The 20,243-nt window shown below is 53.1% G+C and carries 19 protein-coding genes and 1 pseudogene; 10 read left to right on the top strand and 10 right to left on the bottom strand.

What is annotated here, in order from left to right; genetic code table 11:
- Window positions 1-82: 82 nt before the first annotated feature.
- Both ACMX25_RS37765 and ACMX25_RS37760 read right to left on the bottom strand, forming a co-directional pair.
- Window positions 83-1,270 carry an efflux RND transporter periplasmic adaptor subunit gene (locus ACMX25_RS37765; protein ID WP_414954965.1) on the bottom strand — a complete coding sequence of 396 codons (1,188 nt, stop codon included), beginning with the start codon at window positions 1,268-1,270 and terminating at the stop codon, window positions 83-85.
- 39 nt (window positions 1,271-1,309) lie between these two features.
- Complete coding sequence (locus tag ACMX25_RS37760; protein ID WP_414954964.1) at window positions 1,310-2,134, bottom strand: alpha/beta hydrolase; 825 nt, start codon at window positions 2,132-2,134, stop codon at window positions 1,310-1,312.
- A 192-nt stretch (window positions 2,135-2,326) separates the two neighbouring features.
- Here ACMX25_RS37760 and ACMX25_RS37755 point away from each other — a divergent pair, with 192 nt between their 5' ends.
- The 3 genes from ACMX25_RS37755 to ACMX25_RS37745 all read left to right on the top strand — a co-directional run bounded on the left by ACMX25_RS37755 (window position 2,327) and on the right by ACMX25_RS37745 (window position 5,652).
- Window positions 2,327-3,337, top strand: a complete 1,011-nt coding sequence (locus tag ACMX25_RS37755; RefSeq protein ID WP_414954963.1) for a LysR family transcriptional regulator — start codon at window positions 2,327-2,329, stop codon at window positions 3,335-3,337.
- Between the two features lie 440 nt (window positions 3,338-3,777).
- Window positions 3,778-4,221, top strand: a complete 444-nt coding sequence (locus ACMX25_RS37750) for a DUF2471 family protein (RefSeq protein ID WP_414954962.1) — start codon at window positions 3,778-3,780, stop codon at window positions 4,219-4,221.
- 522 nt (window positions 4,222-4,743) lie between these two features.
- Window positions 4,744-5,652, top strand: coding sequence for an NmrA family NAD(P)-binding protein (locus ACMX25_RS37745; protein ID WP_414954961.1), 909 nt, complete (start codon window positions 4,744-4,746; stop codon window positions 5,650-5,652).
- Window positions 5,653-6,264: 612 nt separating this feature from the next.
- Here ACMX25_RS37745 and ACMX25_RS37740 read toward each other — a convergent pair.
- On the bottom strand, window positions 6,265-6,729 hold the full coding sequence (locus tag ACMX25_RS37740) for an Lrp/AsnC family transcriptional regulator (protein WP_414954960.1): 465 nt from the start codon (window positions 6,727-6,729) through the stop codon (window positions 6,265-6,267).
- Between the two features lie 141 nt (window positions 6,730-6,870).
- Between ACMX25_RS37740 and ACMX25_RS37735 the strand changes: the two genes are divergently transcribed.
- The 3 genes from ACMX25_RS37735 (at window position 6,871) to ACMX25_RS37725 (ending at window position 10,097) form a co-directional block, all read left to right on the top strand.
- A complete protein-coding gene (locus ACMX25_RS37735) occupies window positions 6,871-8,091 on the top strand; it encodes a pyridoxal phosphate-dependent aminotransferase (RefSeq protein WP_414954959.1) in 1,221 nt (406 codons plus the stop codon).
- Between the two features lie 62 nt (window positions 8,092-8,153).
- Window positions 8,154-8,912 (top strand): 2-keto-4-pentenoate hydratase, encoded by a 759-nt coding sequence (locus tag ACMX25_RS37730; protein ID WP_414954958.1) that lies wholly within the window; start codon window positions 8,154-8,156, stop codon window positions 8,910-8,912.
- Between the two features lie 321 nt (window positions 8,913-9,233).
- Window positions 9,234-10,097, top strand: a complete 864-nt coding sequence (locus tag ACMX25_RS37725) for an NAD(P)H-binding protein (RefSeq protein ID WP_414954957.1) — start codon at window positions 9,234-9,236, stop codon at window positions 10,095-10,097.
- A 187-nt stretch (window positions 10,098-10,284) separates the two neighbouring features.
- Here the strand turns inward: ACMX25_RS37725 and ACMX25_RS37720 are convergent, their stop codons facing one another.
- Complete coding sequence (locus ACMX25_RS37720; RefSeq protein WP_414954956.1) at window positions 10,285-11,397, bottom strand: alkene reductase; 1,113 nt, start codon at window positions 11,395-11,397, stop codon at window positions 10,285-10,287.
- A gap of 18 nt (window positions 11,398-11,415) precedes the next feature.
- Complete coding sequence (locus tag ACMX25_RS37715; RefSeq protein WP_414954955.1) at window positions 11,416-12,135, bottom strand: hypothetical protein; 720 nt, start codon at window positions 12,133-12,135, stop codon at window positions 11,416-11,418.
- Window positions 12,136-12,246: 111 nt separating this feature from the next.
- Between ACMX25_RS37715 and ACMX25_RS37710 the strand changes: the two genes are divergently transcribed.
- Window positions 12,247-12,711, top strand: a complete 465-nt coding sequence (locus ACMX25_RS37710; RefSeq protein WP_414954954.1) for a winged helix-turn-helix transcriptional regulator — start codon at window positions 12,247-12,249, stop codon at window positions 12,709-12,711.
- 503 nt (window positions 12,712-13,214) lie between these two features.
- On the opposite strand, the gene ACMX25_RS37705 is transcribed toward ACMX25_RS37710, so the two are convergent.
- On the bottom strand, window positions 13,215-13,679 hold the full coding sequence (locus ACMX25_RS37705) for an Lrp/AsnC family transcriptional regulator (RefSeq protein WP_414954953.1): 465 nt from the start codon (window positions 13,677-13,679) through the stop codon (window positions 13,215-13,217).
- A gap of 524 nt (window positions 13,680-14,203) precedes the next feature.
- Window positions 14,204-14,860: a TetR/AcrR family transcriptional regulator gene (locus ACMX25_RS37700; RefSeq protein WP_414954972.1), complete on the bottom strand. Its 657-nt coding sequence runs from the start codon at window positions 14,858-14,860 to the stop codon at window positions 14,204-14,206.
- Window positions 14,861-15,217: 357 nt separating this feature from the next.
- Here ACMX25_RS37700 and ACMX25_RS37695 point away from each other — a divergent pair, with 357 nt between their 5' ends.
- On the top strand, window positions 15,218-16,129 hold the full coding sequence (locus ACMX25_RS37695; RefSeq protein ID WP_414954952.1) for a LysR substrate-binding domain-containing protein: 912 nt from the start codon (window positions 15,218-15,220) through the stop codon (window positions 16,127-16,129).
- 164 nt (window positions 16,130-16,293) lie between these two features.
- On the opposite strand, the gene ACMX25_RS37690 is transcribed toward ACMX25_RS37695, so the two are convergent.
- Window positions 16,294-17,250: a LysR family transcriptional regulator gene (locus ACMX25_RS37690; protein WP_414954951.1), complete on the bottom strand. Its 957-nt coding sequence runs from the start codon at window positions 17,248-17,250 to the stop codon at window positions 16,294-16,296.
- Between the two features lie 460 nt (window positions 17,251-17,710).
- On the opposite strand from ACMX25_RS37690, the pseudogene ACMX25_RS37685 reads away from it, so the two are divergent.
- Both ACMX25_RS37685 and ACMX25_RS37680 read left to right on the top strand, forming a co-directional pair.
- A pseudogene (locus ACMX25_RS37685) lies at window positions 17,711-18,142 on the top strand (TniB family NTP-binding protein).
- 896 nt (window positions 18,143-19,038) lie between these two features.
- On the top strand, window positions 19,039-19,224 hold the full coding sequence (locus tag ACMX25_RS37680; protein ID WP_414954950.1) for a hypothetical protein: 186 nt from the start codon (window positions 19,039-19,041) through the stop codon (window positions 19,222-19,224).
- Window positions 19,225-19,295: 71 nt separating this feature from the next.
- Here the strand turns inward: ACMX25_RS37680 and ACMX25_RS37675 are convergent, their stop codons facing one another.
- Complete coding sequence (locus ACMX25_RS37675) at window positions 19,296-19,766, bottom strand: hypothetical protein (protein ID WP_414954949.1); 471 nt, start codon at window positions 19,764-19,766, stop codon at window positions 19,296-19,298.
- Window positions 19,767-19,846: 80 nt separating this feature from the next.
- Window positions 19,847-20,243: tyrosine-type recombinase/integrase (locus ACMX25_RS37670; protein WP_414954948.1), on the bottom strand; the 397-nt coding region annotated here is incomplete at its 5' end.

The raw sequence follows: 20,243 nt of genomic DNA, 5'->3' as shown, positions 1-20,243 counted from the left end.
ATTTGTCTGCGTGAGTTGCCGTGTGCGCACATCTGCAGATAGCGAGTAACAAAAGTCTCGCGAGGCGCGCTCCACGGACATCTTATGAAGCGCTTTTAGGCGCGGGCGTCTCGCCCGCCATCGCGACGGTATTTGGCTTGACTGCATCATTCGGGCGCACACGTTGCAACCCGTTCACCACGATGCGTTCATTGGGGGCAAGACCCTTGACAATTACGCGCAGCCCCTCAGTTTGCGTGCCAAGGGTGACCTCGCGGTACTGTGCTCGGTTATCCTTGTCGACAACCATGACGAACTTTTTGTCTTGATCTGTGCCAATCGCTGCATCATCGATAAGCACGGCCGGATGGGGCGAGCCTCCGCCGACCTTAATGCGCGCGTACAGACCAGGCAGCAGAGAACCATCTGCATTGTCAAAGCGAGCGCGAACGCGAATAGTGCCGGAATTCGTGTCGAGCCGATTGTCAACGGACGCGACACCTCCACTGCGAGAGAATCCTGTTTCATTTGCGAGGCCAAGAAACACCGGCACGTGGGCGCCCGAGTCGTGGCTGAGATATCGCAAGTAGGTTTGCTCGTCAACATCGAACGATGCATAAATCGGGGACACCGAGACTAGCGTGGTAAGCAACGGAGCGCTAGCGCCCGTGGACACAATGTTTCCAACCGTCATTTCGGCGCGAGACACCCGCCCGGAGACTGGTGCGACGATGCTTGTGTAACTTAGATTAATCTTTGCTGCTTCAACAGCAGCTTGTGCTGCCTTTAGGTTCGCGGCCGCTTCTCGGGCTGCGTTTTGCTTCTCGTCGTAATCTCTTTTGGCGATTGCATTGTCTGCAAGGAGGCGCTCAGCGCGAGCGGCATCGGTCGACGTATATCCAGTCCGTGCCTGCGCCGCGGCGACCTGCGCCGTCGCGCGATCGACTTCTGCAATATACGGACGCGGGTCGATGGTGAAGAGAGGATCTCCCTTCTTTACAAGGGCTCCGTCTCTGAAGTGAACCGCAACAATTGTCCCTGAAACAAGAGGTCTAACATCGACTTTGTCAACGGCTTCCAGGCGCCCTGAGTAGTCTTGATAGTCGGTGATTGACTTCGTGATGACAGTGGCGACGTCAACTTCAGTCGCAGGTGTCTTCTCGGTTGCAGCACCGGCCTTGTTCATCATCATGTCACTGTGACCAAAATCACGAGCCATAAATGCGCCGACGCCAACAACTACTAATGCTGAGGCGAAGGCGACGGAAATTCGTTTGCGAGTGGTGGACATGAAAGCTCCGATTTAAGCGTTAGGAATTTTTCATAAGAATCAATGGTCGGCGGGTTTTGAGCGAGGAACACCAAGCCGCTTTCGAAAGAAGGTCACGACGTCGGCCAGTGCCGCTGCGTGTGCAGCAAGCGCATTGTGGGATGCATTTAGATGCCTAGTGACTTCGGTTGGGACTCCCGCCGCGATCAGTTCGCCTGCATACTTTTCGGCTTCAATGTGTAGCAAGTCGTGCTGAGCGCTAGCAATAAGCGCGGGTGGCAAACCGCTAAGCCGACGCGATTCAAGGGGTGCGGCATACGGATGCAGTCGTTGCGAAGCATTGGGTAAATAAGCTCGGTAGCACTGCGCGCACTCGCTCATGCGCAGGTCTGGAGACAGGACTTTGCGGTCGTCCGCCATGCGAGTCATACTCGGATCGAGCAGCGGTGCAAGTAGTGCCTGAGCCGATATCGCAATATCACCGCGATCACGTGCTAAAGCCGCCAGACACGTTGCTAAATTTCCACCTGCATCATGACCGGCAACGCCTAAGCGGCGCCCATCAGCGCGCTGCGAGCGCGCGTTTGCCAACGCCCATTGAGCTGCGCGATAGCCATCTTCAAGCGCTGCGGGAAATGGGTGTTCCGGGGCCAATGAGTAGCCGACAGAAATGACCCATGCTGCTGTGTCACGGGCAATCGTCGTAGCGGCAAAATTGGCATCTTCTAAATTCCCCTTGGTAAAACCGCCGCCGTGAAAGTACAGCACGATAGGAACAATCGTACGATCGGATGCCGGCCTATAACTGCGCAGCGTTACCGACTGTACATGTCCTGAAATTTGAACATCCTCCACGCTGAGGCCCATTCCAAGCGTTGATGTCATATATTTTTTCCAGCGCACTGACGCTGTCCACCCGAGTTTCGATGGATGGATTTTGGTGGTCACAGTGCCGAAGATAAATGCCTATAATCTCTCAACACAGTTCAAATGCTTTGAACAATCGCGCTCAAAATTAAGCTAATCTTTCTCAACAGCGTCAGGGTGCGCTCGTTGATAGCGTTGACGGAGAGAAAAATGGACAGGCTACAAGCAATGCAGGTTTTTACGAGAGTCGTCGATACGAACAGCTTCTCCCGCGCCGCAGCTACGCTGGATATGCAGCGTGGGTCGGTAACGATGATTATTCAAAATCTCGAGGCGTTCCTCAACGTTCGTTTGCTGCAGCGCACGACGCGGCGGTTAAACCTGACGCCAGACGGAGCTGCCTACTACGAGCGTTGCGTGCAAATTCTTGCGGATATCGCTGAAACGGAGAATTCGTTCATTAATACCGACAAAGGCCCGCGGGGGAAGTTGCGGATCGATATGCCAGGATCAATCGGGCGGATCGTCGTGATGCCGCAGCTTCGCGAATTCAAGTCACGGTATCCGGAGATTGAATTGATGCTGGGCTTCGGCGAACGACCGGTAGATTTAATTCAAGAGGGGGTCGATTGCGTCATTCGGGTCGGTGTCTTGCAGGATTCGAGCCTAGTCGCGCGACGTATCGGGGTGTTTCAGGGAGTAACGGTTGCCAGCCCTGCATATCTGAAGGAGCACGGCGTACCAAATCGCCTTGAAGACCTTGAGCAGCATACCGCTGTTAACTGCTTCTCAAGCCGAACGGGAAAGATCATGGATCTGGACTTCATCGTTGACGGAGAGCCGATCAACGTGAAGATGCGCGGCACCGTTGCAGTCAACGACGGTGAGCCTTATCTGGCATGTGGGCTTAGTGGGGAAGGCATCATCCAGGTGGGACGGTTCATGGCATTACCTCACCTCGCATCGGGGGAATTGGTTGAGATTCTGCCGCAATGGAAGCCGTCCTCAATGCCTATATCGGTGGTGTACCCGCATAACCGTCATTTATCGCCGAAAGTCCGAGTGTTTGTCGACTGGGTGGCGGAATTGTTCGAGCGCGACCCGATTTTGTCGGGACAAGACAATCCAGACGAACGTTTCACGCTGCTAGCGGGGCAAACCAAAGATGTTTCGATTGACAGGGAATCCGATACTGCCGGGACCGCGAGAATCGTCGCGTAACGACAGAGTATTCGAGACCGATTTGGGCGTACTCAAGTGGGCAGTGAGGCGCCCGTGAGGCAGTCGCCTCGAACTTTCCGGCCGTATTAAAGCGACTGACGGACCGGACCCATCCCTATTTATTGTGTCCCCCGCACATGGGCCGTTCGATCGCGGCTCTCCGTCGATTGTTCAATTTTTTCAAGCAATCTGTTCACTGTCGTCGTATTTATTATTCATCTCTATTTGTTTATATTCCACCGTGTCGCGATCGTATCGAAGTGCATTTGATCTGCAAGGCTCATTATTAATTGGCCGCCGTGGGCGCGGGACACAACGTCGTGAGTGTAATAGGTCTCCAGCTGGTTGGTGCAATGATTTACAGCCACACTGAATCGCTCATGCGCCTGTCTCATCGGTGCGTGGCCTGCGAATTATCGTTTTAAAGTACATGGACTCCTATGCTTAACGAACCAATGTCTGGAAGCCCTGAGCATTTCGGCGAGTGGCAAGGCGTGTCGGCGTCCAAGGTGGCGATCCAATCGCGCGTCTCGGGTTTGAGGGAGACGACGGCGTCTCAGGATCACGCCCTAAACTCGGCAATTGCCTGCGAATATCTAGTGGTCGAAGCGAAGGCTTTAGAAGAGGATGTTCAGCATGTGGTGCGAACCATAGCCACGAGATACAAGCTTGTCGGCGCAGCTTTGACATGGCAACTCATGCGAGAGATTGAGGAAGAAGCTTTCTGCGACATTAGCTTGCTTGGACGATGGCCACTAGAGAGACTATTGCGGATATCGGGGCGCGATCCAATTCCGGCCGGGGACGGGGTAGTTAGCAGGGTAGATGCGCAAATGCTTGTCGGACTTCCAGCGTTTATCGGGAAGGTCTTCCTGGAACATTGAACGCGCCTTTTGTTCGTTGCCTGCGGTATCCGGTCACCAATGCACTGTGACAGTGCTCAGAGTGGTTGAATTCCATTTGTACACTGAACCTACTGACGGCAATGGTGTCTTGCGGCGGGGCAACTGTTATGCCGATTCGACCTTGGGTCCGGTACGTTAGATGTCCCGCAGTTGTGGTCGATTAAGGCGATCCCGGCGTTGCGGAATACGGTCGAATACACAGATGTTCGGGTTGGGCAATTGTGAAAGCTAATATGGATCGTCGTGACTACGAATACTGATTTTCAACGAGCGATATGCGCCGCTCGCAATTCCGGCTGCTATGACGATCTGCATGAACATCACGGTGGCATCGATGTGGCGAAAGAAAGGACCTGAAGAAGGTAGATTCACTGTTTAAGAAATTTGAATAACCAAGTGCGAAGGATAGATGAATCCCTGTCACAAGTGATGTGACCAGCTAGCAATTACTCCTGCGCGGTATCCACGTTAGATTGCGGTTTTCAAAAGGGTGTAACGATCATGAATGCAGTCAACTCGAAGTCAAAAGTTCTTGTTCTCGGTTCGACCGGCCAAGTCGGCAAGCTGATCGTCAGTCATCTCGAAGCAAATGAGAATGTCGATGTCCGAGTGACTTCACGACGAAAGGAGGAAGTCGAGAAGTTGCGTGCAGCGGGCAAGGACGCGGTCCACCTTGACCTTGATGACCCTAAGACCTTTGGGTTGGCTCTCGCAGGCGTCGACCGACTGTATCTGCTGACAGGGTATTCAGTCGCAATGCTTGTCCACGCCAAGACAATCGTCGACGCAGCAAAAAAAGCGGGAGTGGAGCACATCGTTCACCAAGGCGTATTCGCTGAATGGGACTGCACTGACCCGCACTTCGCATGGCATCAGATGACCGAGAAATACATCGAGGCGAGCGGCATTTCATGGACACATCTGCACCCGAACATGTTCATGGAGAATCTGCTTACGTTCTTCGCCCCGCGAAACGACGTATTGACTGTATTTTGGGAAGGCCAACGAATGGGATGGATTGCTGGATCGGACATCGCTGCTGTGGCGGCGCAAGTGCTGGAAGACGGTCCGCAAAAGCATAGCGGCCGTGATTATTGGCTAAGTACAGAAGTGCTTACCGGTCCAGAAGTCGCCAAGATTCTAAGCTCGGTGACAGGCCGGGATATTAAATATGATCTGCAGAACGCGGATGACTTCAAAGCGCTCTTCACATCGAGCGACGTGCAGGTTGAATCCTGGTATGCCGAAGGTGGGGTTGAATTTATGCGTCAGGTGATCGATGGACGCATGGGTAACATTGGCTCTATCCGCGACGACGTGCCGTATGTGACCGGACGACCCGCTGTGACACTCGAGCAGTGGGCGACCAAGTACCGCGAAGAATTTATCTCTGCCGCGAAGCCAAAGTAAGAAGTTGGTTGGGCCGCCCCAACGGGCGGCGTTCCCGGCAAAGATTGCAGCGCTGGATGTTTCTAAGGTATATGCTCCACCAAATCAGGGTGACTTGCAGCTCTCACAAAAGACTACGGACACGAAGCGCTGGAAGAGCTTAGAAAAGTGAATGGTCTTCTTTCGAGTTTGCGTGCGGCGCGCATTGTCATCCCGACATCAAGGCAGCAGCAAATCTTACGAAAAGACGTCGCCGCCGCGTACAAGGAACCTTAGATTCTCCGGTGCGAAGTACGGTTTCGTCTGTCGTCTCCAAAGGTGAACTGCACAACTTCAAATCGGCCCACTTCGGGCCAAAAAATCCTCTCAGCGTCGACTTTTTTGCCTGCTCAAGGATGCTTGATGGAGCCATCGCGTATGCGACTTTGGATTGAGACTTGCCTACGGCCCCCGCAATGAGGGCCCATCCGATGGTGCGCGATTGTTGGTAACTGGGGTCGCTTAAAGTCGACGAACGTTAAACATGCATGCTACCTTTGAGTGCGTGCTTTAACGTTCACTCCTCGATATCGATACCCACAAAGAAGTGCTCGACAAGCCGTTCCGCCCCGCACGAATATCCGTAAAAATAACTTAAACCGGAAGCTCAGTCGTAAGCTTAAGTCTCTGTAGTGGAATCTCTGTTTCGACGTTTCGTACCCCTTTGATGCTAGCGATGTGCCTTTGTTGGAATCGCCGATAGTCCTCGAGATCCGCGACCGCAACGCGGAGAAGAAAGTCGTAGCTGCCTGACATCAAATGGCATTCCAGAACTTGAGGTACAAGTTGTATTTCCGCAGCAAAATTTTCCACACTGGCTTGGTCTTGACGTTCTAATGTGACACGTACGAACAAGGTCATGTGAAGACCCACAGCGGCAGGGCGAAGTAAGGCGACATATCGCTCGATGACGTGGTTTTCCTCAAGCAAGCGAACGCGTCGCAGACATGGTGACGGGGACAACCCGGCGATATCGGCCAGAGCGGTATTCTGAATGCGAGCGTCTCGCTGAAGCGCTTGAAGGATCCGTCGATCTATTGCGTCCAAGGCAGTTGGCATTTAGCTCTCACATTGGTTTTTGCGTGGCATGCAATGCCACAGAACCTATTGTCGCGTGGCAAGAACGCAATCGAAAGCTATTTCACTAAATCTAAAATCGAGCTATCGATAACGACGAAATGAGCGCAGGGAAAGGGTAATATGGGACAGCAGTTTGACTACACATTTGCAGCACGAATGGGGCGCTTAGAGCCCTCCCCATTCTATATAATTCAGAGCGCGGCAGCTGAGATCGAACGTAATGGCATAGAAGTGTTGTATTTATCAATTGGCGAGCCTGACTTCGATACCCCTCATAGAATCAAAAATGCTGCGGTTGAAGCAATCGTGAGAGGGGACACAAAATACACTGCCAGCGATGGCACGAAGCAATTGAAAAAAGCGATCCAGTTAAAGTTCTCTAGGGACAATGGCTTGTCGTACGCCGACAACGAGATCACTGTTACGATGGGTGGCGTTCAGGCAATCTTCAACACATTCATGGCGACGGTAAGTGCGGGCGACGAGGTTATTCTCCCTGCGCCTTACTTCTCTCCGTATGCGTCAGCTATCAGCTTGTCCGGCGCTACCGCGGTACTGCTCAAGACTCAGGAAAGGCACGGGTTCATTCCGCAGCCTGAGGAAATCGAAGCGCTTATTACGTCTCGCACTCGCTGGCTTGTGCTGAATTCGCCATCAAATCCGTCTGGCGCCGTTATTAGTTCAGAGATGCTTCAGGAAATCGCTGAGGTAGTCCGCCGGCATCCGCGATTGCTCGTCTTTTCCGACGATATGTATGAAACGATAAGGTTTGATGACAGGCCGTTTGCTAACATCGTTAACGCGGTACCCGACTTCCGGGGTAGAACCGTGATCTTGAATGGAGTTTCGAAGGCGTATGCGATGACCGGCTGGCGTATGGCATATCTTGCTGGTCCAAAAGAATTAATTAGCGGCATCTCACAAGTTTCCGCGACCTCGGCGTTCGCACCGAACTCTATTTCGCAGGCGGCAGCGGTTGAGGCGCTTAGCGGACCACAGGAAAAGACGCGAGCACAGTCCGACGCCTATGAGAAGCGCCGAGACATTCTGCTCGCGGGTTTGTCGAAGATTGCGGGCCTTACGTTCACCCGTCCCGCAGGCGCCTTTTTCGTGCTTGTGAACTGTCAACAATTCTTCGGCAAACGAACCGCGGCGGGTAGGATCATTGAGAACGATGTGGACTTCGTCCTCCATTGTCTTCGAAGCGAGTCGGTTGCATTTATGCCCGGCTCAGGCTTCGGCATGCCTGGCTATTTCCGTATTTCGTTCGCGGCGTCGGAGCCGGTACTTTATGAGGCGCTTAAGCGGATTCAAAACATTTGCTCTGATCTTCGCTCGTAGGGTGTTTGTCGGGCGCCCGCAATGTCCTTATTTGTGGATATACATTCAGGAGGTTCATAAGAATGGTTGATATTGGTGAAGTGGCGGAGGATTTTTGGAATGCTCTTCAGATCGGCGGCATACCTGAAAAGTGGCGAACGGCACTGACGGGCGAAGAAGGCTATCGCGTGCAACTCGCAATGCAGGAAAGGCACAACAGTCAAGGAGACACGCGCATCGGATGGAAGGTATCCGCAACAAGCGCGGCGGTTCGAAGACAATTAAATCTTTCAGAGCCCGGTTTTGGGAGCATCCGTCAATCGAAGAAATATCTTAGCGGGCACCGGCTTGAGCTAGCCGGACTTATAGGACCCCACGCTGAATCGGAGCTTTGCTTTGAACTAAATGCGAACATCGCTGATGTTAAGCAGCTCGATGATGTGAGAGGAGCGATTGCACGGTGCTTTCCTGCATTTGAAATCAGCGAAAAGCGCGTGCCTATCTCAGATTTCGGCGCATGCATGGCGGACAATGCGGAGCACACGGCGATCGTGCTGGGTGAGCCGATCGGTGATGTTTTTAACATCGACTTTCCGGACGTTGTCGGAAGCCTGGAGGTCGATGGTAAGCAAATAGCAACGGCTAAGGGTGAGGTCTTGGGTGGAAGTCCACTGTACTCGATTCTATGGTTAAAGCAGAGACTTGCGGAATATGGTCAAAGGCTAGAACCGGGCATGCTCGTCATGTCCGGCTCGTTTGTCCGGCAGATTCCAATCAAGAGCGGTCAGACCTTCAAAATTTCCTTCTCCAAGGTCGGGTCAGCTTCATTCACGGGGGTATGAATTGCTGCGATCGGTGCGGTTGTCATAAAAAGCCTGGACCGGTGTGCCGTCATTTTTTGCGAGGTCAAATTCTGTGCTCTGCGCGGGCAAAAAGATTGTTCAATTAAGAAGAGCAATGATTTCATCTATCCGGCCTTTATCGCAATAATGTGCCGAGTTAGATTGGTGCGAGGTTTTAAACAGCATAGCTATTCAAGCAGCAAGCCTTGTTAAGCCTCAATTCAGCGGCAGCTTTTGAGTCGAGGTGCGCCGTTTGAGCAGGTCTGTGTTCGGTCGGTATGCCGAACAATCGCCCCATATTTAAACATTAGGAATCTAAAGATGAGCTTATCGTTAAAGCGAGTATTGGTTACAGGAGCAACAGGGACGATCGGCCGTGCGGTGCTTTCGCAATTAGATTCTCAAATTCAGATCCGAGCATTCTCCCGCCGTGCGACGTCGGGCGATTACTCGGCTGAAATAGAGTCTATGGATGGAGACCTGGCGGACGTTCATGCGTTAGAGAAAGCCTTGGTAGATGTCGATACCGTGTTCTTGCTTTGGCCATTTCTGACGGTGGATGCCGCAAGGCCAGTTATCGAAACTATCGGATCGCGTGCAAAGAAGATCGTTTACTTATCGACGGCGACAGCGGGCGACCCCGAAGACCGAGCATTGAATCCAATCAGTGCTGCCCACTACGCGATTGAGCAAATGATCGAGGAGACGGACGCGCAGTGGGTTATCGTGCGTCCGACGGCCTTTTCTTCAAATCCTCTTCTTTTTTGGTCCGGGCAAATAAAATCGACACAGTCTGTGTCCTGGCCGTTCCCCAATGCAAAACTCTCGCTGATTCATGAATCGGATGTAGCAGCGGTCGTGGCAAAGGGAATTCTTAGCGATGACCTAGTTGGTCAGAAGCGAGTTATTACGGGCCCGGAGTCTCTATCGCAAAAGGCCGAACTCGATATTATCGGCCGCGAATTGGGCCTGCCTTTGGTCTATAACGAGCTATCGAAGAATCAAGCTCGTGAGCAGATGCTGAGCTGGGGAATGCCGGACGCGATAGTTATCGGAGTCCTTGGTTATTGGGAGCGTCGCACGTTGACCGCCGAGCCGGTGAACAACGCGGTACTTGATATCACGGGGCGTCCGGCACAGACATTTGCGACGTGGGCTCGTGAGAACGTTCAGAAGTTTTCCTAACCAGTACACCTAGCGCAGAAAAAGCGCAGATAAATGCGTTTTTCCTGCTTAGGCAAACTCGGTAGGCAAAAAGGTTCGATGTTAAAAATGAAACCGGTGGACGACCGCTCGCGTTTCGACCACCGTGCGTCAAAGTGTCGGCCCAGCTTGTTCCTCATGTAACTTGCTGTGCCGACCGTCTACTCAACTATGCAGCTTCATGGCTCGGGTAGTCCACATATCCCTCTCCGCCGCCGCCATAGAACGTGGAGCGATTCCACGGATTAAGCGGTGCATCCTTTCGAATGCGTTCGACTAGATCCGGATTCGAGATAAATGAACGACCAAATGCGACCGCGTCTGCCTGTCCTGCTTGCACGACGCGTTCCGCCGATTTGGGATCGTAGCCACCAGAGGCGATGAGTACACCAGGCCAGATTGGGCGGAGGAGCTCGCTTGCAGACGGCACATTGTCTCTCACGATGTCGATTTTCCCTGTCCCACTGGCGCGCGGCTCGACCAAGTGCAGGTAAGCAATGTTTAGCTCCGCAAGCCGACGAACGGCATATTGATAAAGTGGAAGCGGCTCTGGTTCTCCGCTATGGTTCGCTATGCCAAAAGGGGAAAGTCGGACGCCTACGCGCTCCGGACCCACTGCAGTCATTAGTGCTTCAGTTACCTCGATCAGGAAGCGCGTGCGGTTCACAAGGGACCCCCCATAACGGTCGCTTCGCTGATTGGTATGCGATTGCAGGAATTGCTCGACGAGGTAACCGTTGGCGCCGTGTAACTCTACACCGTCAAAACCGGCCGCCAGCGCATTCTTCGCCGCATCGCCATATGCCTTAACAACATCCTGGACTTCGTGCGTTCCGAGTTCCCGAGGTGTTTCGAAGGGCTGTTGCGACCAATTAGCCGTGAAGTGGTTGCCTTCGGCGCTGACCGGCGATGGCGCGACTGGAAGAACTCCCTCCGGCTGAAAGCTGGAGTGAGATACTCGGCCGACATGCCAGAGCTGCAGGAAAATTACCGCACCTTTGGCATGGACGGCCGACGTAACGGCTCGCCAACCTTCTATTTGCTGCTGCGAATGAATACCGGGAGTCGCAGGATATCCTTGTCCCGATGCTGTGATCTGCGACGCCTCTGCGATAATCAGACCACCATCTGTCGCGCGTTGTTCATAATGTGCAGCGTTAAGATCGCTCGGAACGTTCCCCGGTTGGCTCGCCCGCATTCGAGTGAGGGGGGCCATAACAATACGGTGCTTCAGGAGCAAAGCGCCTACCTGCAAAGAAGAGAAAAGAAAGGACGAAGTCATGAAGGTTCTGCGATTCAATTAAGCGACTTTGATGTCGTGAAGGTCGATGGCAACGGCAACCCGGTCGAGCAGGGGCCTGTTGTCGGGTCCGCGCGCGTACACACGACGCTTCGTGGGGAAGACGATTCCGCCGAAATCCTTGTGGTCGGTTGCGTAGTTTGCGCTTGACGATCCACCAATAACATCCACGCTATAGTCGTGACGGCGCAATAGCCCCTTGGAGTCGAAATAGAAGGTCTGCTCCTCGCAATGGCTCGCCACGTTTGCAGGGAAGACGACTTTGAGCCTTCGCCATTCTTGGCCGTTTTCGAGCCACGGCTCAAGCTCCTCAGATTCGAATCCCGGTTCTGTGAACAGGAATGGAGTGGTTAGATAGGTCCATATTGCGTAACCACTGAAGTAAATAAGATGATGGTCGTCCCAAGGCGTCATTAGATGATGACCGCCGAAGGCCGTCCGAGGAAAATCACGCTTTTCCACGACTCTTCCGTCATCTTTCACGATCGCTGTGCCTGTGGGTTCATACACAGAGTGCTGACCCGCCTCTCCGAACGGCGAGTACTCAACGTGCTGGCGACGGAGGTCGACGTCAATATGGGTATCCGAGAAGACCTCGGGCTTGCCCTTCAACGCCCAAATCCCACCACCAATGCTGGCGTGTGCGTTCAACATCTTGAATTGCTTCCAGCGCTGCAGACCGCCATGCGCCTCAACCGCTGTTTCTAAAAGTGTTTTCATGGTTGCTCCAGTGGTGTCTATTGGATCAGTTGGTTTAATTTTGCTACCGGTGGACAGTCTGACTTAATTGGTTTAAGTTTGCAACCTCTCAGCCAAGAATCTTCGGAGCAGATGGTGAAAGGTAAAAAAACAGATTTCGCCGAAGCAAACTGCGGGATAGCGAGGTCACTCAAGATCATCGGTGACTGGTGGTCCATCCTTATTGTTCGCGACGCGTTCAAGGGTAACGCGCGATTCGGCGAATTTCAAAAGAGCTTAGGGCTTGCGAAAAACATTCTTTCGACACGCCTTAAGAAACTTGTAGCAGAAGACATCTTGACAGTGGAGCAAGCCGAGGATTCGCCTTCGGTCAACCGCTATGTCCTTACGCAAAAAGGACAGAATCTCTATGTGGTCTTGTCAGCGCTTTGGCAATGGGGTGAAGAAAACTGCTTTGACGGCGACGAACTCAAATGGTCGTTGGTTGACAAGAAGCAGGGGGAAGCAATCCCTAAATTAAATCTTGTCGCGAAAGATGGGCGCGTTCTAGGTCCTGGCGACTTTCGTATTGCGATGAAAAACGAGGCGGAGTTGTAAGTCGAGCGTGTTCTTCTTTAATCGCCAAGGTAAGGTTCTTCGCTTAGGCTTGTAGCTTCCCAAATCTTTCGAATTTTTGACAAATCCATTAGGGTCGTACAACGCCCTCCTTGGATATTCACGAGCGCGATGCTTGGAGCGATTAAAATTTATAACAAATCAAAAATTTGACTAACACAGCGCATGCTTCGCAATTCTTCCGATGGATGCTGGGAAGCTGACGTTTGAGACCGTCCTTTCTAAGAGACGGACCAAAATCTTCATAGTGAACGTCTTAGCGAGCACCGGCTTGAGCTAGCGGGGAATTGTCAGGCGACACGCTGAATCGTATTTTTGCTTATAACTAAATGAGAACATCGCTGATGCTAAGCAGCATCGATGATGCGAGAGGAGCGATCGCACGATGCGTCGCGTTGCTCGTATTTAGCGTCCGTCCCTCGATGTCGATACGTAAAGAATGCGCAACAAGCCGGTCAGCCAAGCAAGAAAATTTCTTGAAGAGCTCAGACCGGGAGCTCAGTCGTAAGCTTAATCTTCTGCAGTGGAATCTCTGTTTGAACGTTTCGTACCCCTTTGATGCTAGCGATGTACTTTTGTTGTAATCGCCGATAGTCTTCGAGATCCGCGACCGCAACGCGGAGTAGAAAATCATAGCTGCCCGCCATCAAATGGCATTCCAGAACTTGGGGTACGAGCTGTATCTCCTCAGCAAAATTTTCTACGCTTGCCTGGCCTTGACGTTCTAAAGTCACACGTACAAACAAGGTCATGTGAAGACCCACAGCGGCAGGGCGAAGTAAGGCGACATATCGCTCAATGACGTTGGTTTCTTCGAGCAAGCGAACGCGTCGCAGACAGGGTGACGGCGACAATCCGGCGATATCGGCCAGATCGGTATTCTGGATACGGGCGTCTCGCTGAAGTGCTTGAAGGATCCGTCGGTCGATTGCATCCAAGGTAGTTGGCATTTTAGCCCTCACATTCGTTATTTGCGTGGCACGCGATGCCACAGAATCTATTGTCCCGTAGCAAGAACGCAATCGAAAGCTATTTCGTTAATTTTAAAATCAAGCTATCGGTAACGACGATATGAACCGCAGGAGATGGTGCTATGGAACAGCAGTTTGACTACGCGTTTGCTGCACGGATGAGGCGCTTAGAGCCATCCCCGTTCTATATAGTGCAGAGCACTGCAGCTGACATCGAATGTAACGATAGAGGAGTGTTGTATCTATCGATTGTCGAGCCTGACTTCGATGCCCCTCGTAGAAGCATGAATGCTGCGGTTAATGCAATCAGGCATGGACACACGAAGTACACCGCCAGCGACGGCACGAAGCAATCAAAAAAAACGATCCAATCAAAGTTTTATAGCGGCAGTGGCTTGTCGTACGCCGAGAACGAGATCACAGCCACGATGTGTGATGTTCAGGCAATCTTCAATACATTGACGGCGATCGTAAGTGCAGGCGATGAGATTGCCGGTTTTGACCTACGACCGTCGCTTCCGAGGCGCCGAATAGGCTCTCAAGAAAACTTCTGTTCCCCGCTGTGCACGCTGCGCAGCTTCTTCTGGCGTCGCGGACTCAGCCAGTCCAAACGCAATCCGGCCCGGTAGGCCTCCTTCCCACAAGCTAATTAGGTCGTAGGCAGCGAGTTCGGCTGAGTCGACGACGAGCTCTTTGCGCTCAACTGCACTTGAAATGACCGACGTAAGATCCGCTTTTGTCCGACCGGGACCCGCATTGTAGAAGCGCACCGCCAGATCTCGATTTGCACGAATGGCGCTCGGTAGTGCGAATGCCATGGTCGTAACGTGGGGACCGAGAATCGCTGTGAGATAAGACGTGCCAATCTGCACCAATAGAGCCTTTAACGACGTCGCGGGTTCCGGCACGAGCTGGTCGTGACCAATCATTGAGTCAGCCATCGCCGCTATTGCACTTTCGAACAAGAAGTCTTTGTCGGTGAAGTGACTGTAAACGGTCATCTTCGAGACGCCGGCAAGGGAGGCGACCGCTTCCATCGTCACCAAGTCGTAGGGTTGGCTTGCAAAAAGACTAATCGCTGCCTTGATTATCGACGCTCGCTTCCCGGAGTCTTTCGGGCGGCCAGCGCGGCCAGGCACAGACGGTTGATGCACGTGCATTTTCCTAATTTGAATTACTGTACTCATCAGTATAGCATCGTATATACTGTACCCGATAGTATAGCAAGACAGCAAGTTTTTTGTATGATGTTTGCTAAATTTGCATTAGTCAGAGTTGAGAGGTCGCACGTCGGTGTGGGGCTTAATCCGACTTCGGCTGCGCACCAACATCAGTGAAGGCGCATGTCATTGATGAAAAGAATGCGGGCGCTGAGGTGGCTCATCGCTTCTCTCCGCGTCTCAGCGTTCAGTTTATGCCAGCGTCGCTCAGTGATGTTTTTGCGACGGAACGGTCCGAGGGTACCGCTGTGGTGTCGCTCGCTTTTCTATCACTGGTCTACAGTCCGGAGCTTCAATATGTCGACCTACTCGAAGCGTCTCCCTCCGCTCAGCACGATTACTGCGTTCGAGGCTTCAGCTCGGTTGATGAGCTTTACGCGAGCCGGGGAGGAGCTCAGCTTGTCACAGGGCGCTGTCAGTCGACAGGTGAAGACCTTGGAGGATAGGATGAAGGTGTCGTTATTCAACCGCCGACACAAAGAAATCCAGCTCACGAGGGCGGGAGCAATCTTCCAGCAATCGGTTCAGCAAAGCCTTGACGCAATGCGACGAGCAGTCGCTGTCATCGAAAAGTTGGATCAGGAAACGATCACGGTCGCAGCGACTCCGTCATTAGCTAGTTTCTGGCTGATGCCCGCCATCATGGATTTTCACACTGAGCATCCAAACGTTGATATTCGAGTTGTAGCGCGGAACACGCAGGTCGACTTGTGGAGGGAACCAATCGACTTGGCGATACAGACCGGTGATGGACATTGGGCAAACGTCGTCAGTTTCAAACTATTTGAAGAGGTCTTGTTCCCAGTGTGCGGGGCGCAGTATCTGGAGAATCGTTCTCTCGACTCCATTCATGATTTGCAGGCTAGTGATTTGATCGAACTCGATGAGGATACCTCTGTTTATAGCACTTGGGATGGGTGGTTCGAGCTCGCTGGCCTACGAACCGGGAGCATGAAGAAGGCGCTTACCTTTTCAAACTACGACCTGACGTATCGAGCCGCATGTAGCGGAAAAGGCATCGCGCTAGCCAAGTCGCACCTAGTGCCTAAAGAGGCACGTGGAACAAATCTAGTGCGGCCAATAGATATCTCGTTGAAAACCGGAATGTCAGAATACGTGGCCTACAGCGCGTGTGAGGAACTCAGCGCGTCAGCACAGGCCTTTTTGAGTTGGCTGATCAACTATTCGAAGGGATCAGTTTGGACATAGCGGACTGACCGTTTCGTCTTTAACGCGTACTCATACAATTCAAAAGACTAATAAGCCAGTCGACGTGCGTTGTACATCGAGTACATCGATGTTTGAATGTCCTATTCAGACTATGGATAGATTAGGACTGAGCGAGCACGTTGTGGCTGGGACTTACATTCCCGTCAAGTGTTAGCTTCGGCCAACCGGAGATCCCTTTCCCACATAGATATTGTGGGGTCGGGTGTTGGAATCTGCGTCCAAATGCTTGCGAGCCAGTCCACGAATAATCTGACGGAGGGAGAGAGGTGGCGGCTGTGTGGATAGATTGTCGAGATTGCCACAACTGCCGACCTCAGAGTTGGGAGCACCTCGATCAGCGCACCTGATCGTATATGCGGTGCGGCGACAAAGTCAGGTATTTGACTTATTCCGATTCCTGCGAGGGTCGACGCAAGATACGCCTCTGAGTTATTCACGGCGACTTTGGTCCTAAGCTTGACTCGTTCTTCTTGTCCATCGACCAGGAACGACATTTCCGCGAATCGCCCCGTGGCTGCACCGATGAAGCTCACCGCGTCATGCTGCTCCAAATCGACAAGATGCTTTGGCATACCGTGCAATGAAAGATAGGAGGGGCTTGCGACCGTGACGGGTCGATAGGTTCCAATGCGACGCGCCACTAGGGAGGAGTCCTTGAGTGCACCAATCTGTATCGCACAATCGACACCGTCGCGTATCATGTCTAGTGACCGATCTTCGAATCTGATTATCAAATCAATGTCTGGATAAGAAGCTCTGAATTCGCTCAGCCGCGGCATTACAATCATTCTTCCTATTACGCTAGGTATATCGACCGCGACTTTGCCGTGGTGCTGCCTCTCCGTCTCAGACAACATGTTTTCCATCTCGTCGACATCGGCAAGGATGCGGACACAACGCTCGTAGTAGGCCGCTCCGTCGTGTGTTAGCCTAACGCGTCGCGTCGTTCGTTGGAGAAGACGTACCTTTAAAAACGCCTCGAGGTTTTTGACAATGACAGATACCGTCGGTCGTGGCATACCGAGCCGATCGGCAGCGCCTGAGAAGCTGCTTTCCTCCACGACGCGTGCAAATACCTTCATAGCGTGAAATCGGTCCACGAGAGATTCTCCTCTAAGCAGTAGATACTTGAGCGGATGGTCGAGTCACTGGCGAGGACGCTGCAAATCGAGTCGGCCTAGACAAATGCGATCAACTAACCATCTGAGTCCTCTGTCAGATGTCAAGATAGGACTATTAGCGATCAAGGTAAATCGAAAAGACGTAAGGCGATGCATGCGTGAATTTCATGCAAGCACACCAAGCGGAGAGTGGTCCCTTGATCGGCACGAGATCCACAAAAACACTGAAGTCGCGACGGACCGCCAATTGTTACGCGCCCACATCTCTCATACGTCTGTGCGTCGCTTGCGGGGGCCCGCACCACTTTACGACATGGCGCGCGTCCTCTTGCACGTGCAATGTGATCTAAGTGACTTGAATCGCATCCTTGCATCTCTATATCGCAGAAGGTAAACGACTAAGGCTGTATTCGTCTTAGCACAATCTGTTGCCCGAGATATTTTACGGCGCTTGGCGCCGCGCAAGTTTGTAGTGGACGAGGTCCATCACCTGCTCGCCGGAACCTACCGGGAGCAACGCGCATTTTTGAATCTTCTCAAGTAGCTCGCCAGCGATTTGCAGATCGGCATGGTTTTAGTTAGAACGAGCGACGCGGTCCTCGCGCTGCAGACCGATGCACAGTTGCTGAGCCGTCACACGCCGTTCGCGTTCGATCGCTGGCGTGAAAGCGACAGTCTGCGGCGCTTGCTAGTCGCATCCGCCTGGTCGGGGTCCGGTCGAGAGTTAACGCGACCGCAACTCATTGGGTCGACGTTGGGGCCGGATAAACTTGTATGGGGGAAACGATTGGACTCATACCTCAATGACACCGGGTCTACGCTCTCTTTTCGACAAGCGCATATGAGGATGGGTCGCAATTTCCTTGTTTGACATAAATAGAATTGTCGTTCGGATTACTACATAAAAGCAGCAAAAATACACCGTCGAGCGCCCGGTGCAGGCGAACCGCTAATTGCTGACCTTTTCTTAAGAGGGATGGCAGCCTTGCTGCGGCGATAATCGCCCGTTATTACGGCGTCCGTCGCCTAGCGGCGTCGGAATAGGGCGCTTCAGGGACTTTAGCCTTGATTGGCGATCTGCAAGGGCCGCCAATTGGGCGTCCGAAAGACTCGTCGGCCCTTGTGGCCGTCGGCGGAGTCGTCCCAGGATTTCGCGAACGTTGGCTTGGGGTCCCTAGTTGAACTGGCGCTATCGGCGATGTTTAGCCCGTCGCCCGCTGACTCGGCCAGACATTCAAAAGTCGCTTTCATGCTGAAAGCTGCCGCTCGTTTTGCTCCGTGACCCAGCGACGGTAGGACAGCACTGCCTTTTAGTGTCGGGCAGTTTTTCGTATTTCATAACGCTGGTACGAAGGAGCCTGAGCGCAGTTTCGCCATCGTAGGCCGCCGCAGCATGGTGGCGTAGCAGTCCAGCAGGAAACCGAGCCTGTCCGCGACAGACTCATTGTCATCGGGCTTCGATCTGATTCCAAGCCTCGAGGACATCGTACAAACACGAGATACGTAGCCGGACCGCATTTGTCGCGATCTAACCAACAGCGCGAGACGGAGAGTTGGATCCGACCCAACGGCTGCAGCGCGCACGTCTGTCTACCAATCCGCACTGGTCGCTATCAAAAATCCAATATTTTCAATTAGTTGTGTGATGGCTTACCGCAGTGGCACCGTTTGGCATGCACTTTGCATTAATCCTAGTCGAGGAGTGGCGACGCCCTCAAAACAAGCTCTGACATTCCTGACTGACTAATTTACCCTTGGAGAATCGAAATGAACACGCTGGTAATCAAAGACCTTCCCGTAGCCGTTGAGATGGATCGCATTGCAATGACCGCCGTCAACGGCGGCAGGTTGCCGCAGCAGATCGTGAACATCATCCAGGCCGTTGGCGACTATGCATCTGACGCTCCTACCCAGCACAGTTTTACTGGCAGTGGGGTTTCTGTGACGTACTAACGGAAACACGGTGATTTCGTGGCTCAAGGCCCCGTCAACGCGGGGCCTCTTTGAATTCGCTTCCGGTGACTTTAACCGCGCTGCCCCGATACCGACCGTTCCGCCTCGACTCGACGGGTTGTTGTGAGCGTGAGCGTTCTTTCCGAGGGCATTGCGACCGTTTTCTTGTCACGATCGATGTCGGTGAAGCCGACTGTGTCGCTGATGAAGAACTCTTCGCGCTGCGTTCTCGGTGGCGATGCCGGTTCGACGAGGTCCGGGCCACTCGCGGTGTCGGGAATGATCGCCGCGTAGAGCACGCCCAAACGGCGTCGAGTTGCGCTGTCTTGAACCACCGCCTGGGTCTGCCGTAGTTCAACGATGGTGCCTTGTGCGGGAGGCCCAAGCGGATCGTCGCCAATGTAGTTGACGGCCATCCCCAGATGCAGGCGTTGACGTATTTCGAGAATACGTCGGGGGTCATCAAGCAATTTTCCGATCGCAAGATAGAGGCGGTATAGCTCAGCACTGGGCGCCTGCCGAAGCGAATCTAGAATGTCCATGGTGTAGAGGTGTTTTAACTGGAGAGCGACAAGAGAGTTCGCGCACGCGATTGACGGGAAACGACAGGATGGTCATCTTGCTACCAATTCAGTCTTAGTCCGGCCTCTGTTGCCCGATGTCGATCGTCGTCATCCGCATGCAAGTATTGACTGGTGGTCGAGATCGATTCGTGCCCCAGGTTGTCCCGGACGTATCGCAGATCAACTTGGCCGTCCATCATGTGTGAGCCCGCGGTGTGCCGCAGCCAATGGGCGGATGCCTGGTGCAACCGTTCTGCGGCGCGTTCGTGCGCTTCGCCCGTGGACTGCAAGTGCCCGATGGCATTGTCGAATACCTGCTTGATGATCAGATGCACAGCACCGCGGGTCAGCATCCGGTGGGCGCCGCCTATCGGCAACAGCAGCGGTGTCGTTTCGCCGCTGTAGGGGAGGGCCGCGAGATCGTAGTGTCGGCGATACCGTGCGAATTCTGTCATT

The organism is Caballeronia eucalypticola (assembly GCF_047608185.1).
In the GTDB taxonomy this organism is placed as follows: Bacteria; Pseudomonadota; Gammaproteobacteria; order Burkholderiales; family Burkholderiaceae; genus Caballeronia.
Note: the sequence above shows the minus strand (reverse complement) of the source record. Positions and strands in the feature narration are given on the sequence as shown.

What these genes read in the sequence shown, in the direction of transcription:
- ACMX25_RS37765 (WP_414954965.1), bottom strand. Translation starts at nt 1,270, where the DNA reads ATGTCCACCACTCGCAAACGAATTTCCGTCGCCTTCGCCTCAGCATTA.
- ACMX25_RS37760 (WP_414954964.1), bottom strand. Translation starts at nt 2,134, where the DNA reads ATGACATCAACGCTTGGAATGGGCCTCAGCGTGGAGGATGTTCAAATT.
- ACMX25_RS37755 (WP_414954963.1), top strand. Translation starts at nt 2,327, where the DNA reads ATGGACAGGCTACAAGCAATGCAGGTTTTTACGAGAGTCGTCGATACG.
- ACMX25_RS37750 (WP_414954962.1), top strand. Translation starts at nt 3,778, where the DNA reads ATGCTTAACGAACCAATGTCTGGAAGCCCTGAGCATTTCGGCGAGTGG.
- ACMX25_RS37745 (WP_414954961.1), top strand. Translation starts at nt 4,744, where the DNA reads ATGAATGCAGTCAACTCGAAGTCAAAAGTTCTTGTTCTCGGTTCGACC.
- ACMX25_RS37740 (WP_414954960.1), bottom strand. Translation starts at nt 6,729, where the DNA reads ATGCCAACTGCCTTGGACGCAATAGATCGACGGATCCTTCAAGCGCTT.
- ACMX25_RS37735 (WP_414954959.1), top strand. Translation starts at nt 6,871, where the DNA reads ATGGGACAGCAGTTTGACTACACATTTGCAGCACGAATGGGGCGCTTA.
- ACMX25_RS37730 (WP_414954958.1), top strand. Translation starts at nt 8,154, where the DNA reads ATGGTTGATATTGGTGAAGTGGCGGAGGATTTTTGGAATGCTCTTCAG.
- ACMX25_RS37725 (WP_414954957.1), top strand. Translation starts at nt 9,234, where the DNA reads ATGAGCTTATCGTTAAAGCGAGTATTGGTTACAGGAGCAACAGGGACG.
- ACMX25_RS37720 (WP_414954956.1), bottom strand. Translation starts at nt 11,397, where the DNA reads ATGACTTCGTCCTTTCTTTTCTCTTCTTTGCAGGTAGGCGCTTTGCTC.
- ACMX25_RS37715 (WP_414954955.1), bottom strand. Translation starts at nt 12,135, where the DNA reads ATGAAAACACTTTTAGAAACAGCGGTTGAGGCGCATGGCGGTCTGCAG.
- ACMX25_RS37710 (WP_414954954.1), top strand. Translation starts at nt 12,247, where the DNA reads ATGGTGAAAGGTAAAAAAACAGATTTCGCCGAAGCAAACTGCGGGATA.
- ACMX25_RS37705 (WP_414954953.1), bottom strand. Translation starts at nt 13,679, where the DNA reads ATGCCAACTACCTTGGATGCAATCGACCGACGGATCCTTCAAGCACTT.
- ACMX25_RS37700 (WP_414954972.1), bottom strand. Translation starts at nt 14,860, where the DNA reads ATGCACGTGCATCAACCGTCTGTGCCTGGCCGCGCTGGCCGCCCGAAA.
- ACMX25_RS37695 (WP_414954952.1), top strand. Translation starts at nt 15,218, where the DNA reads ATGTCGACCTACTCGAAGCGTCTCCCTCCGCTCAGCACGATTACTGCG.
- ACMX25_RS37680 (WP_414954950.1), top strand. Translation starts at nt 19,039, where the DNA reads ATGAACACGCTGGTAATCAAAGACCTTCCCGTAGCCGTTGAGATGGAT.
- ACMX25_RS37675 (WP_414954949.1), bottom strand. Translation starts at nt 19,766, where the DNA reads ATGGACATTCTAGATTCGCTTCGGCAGGCGCCCAGTGCTGAGCTATAC.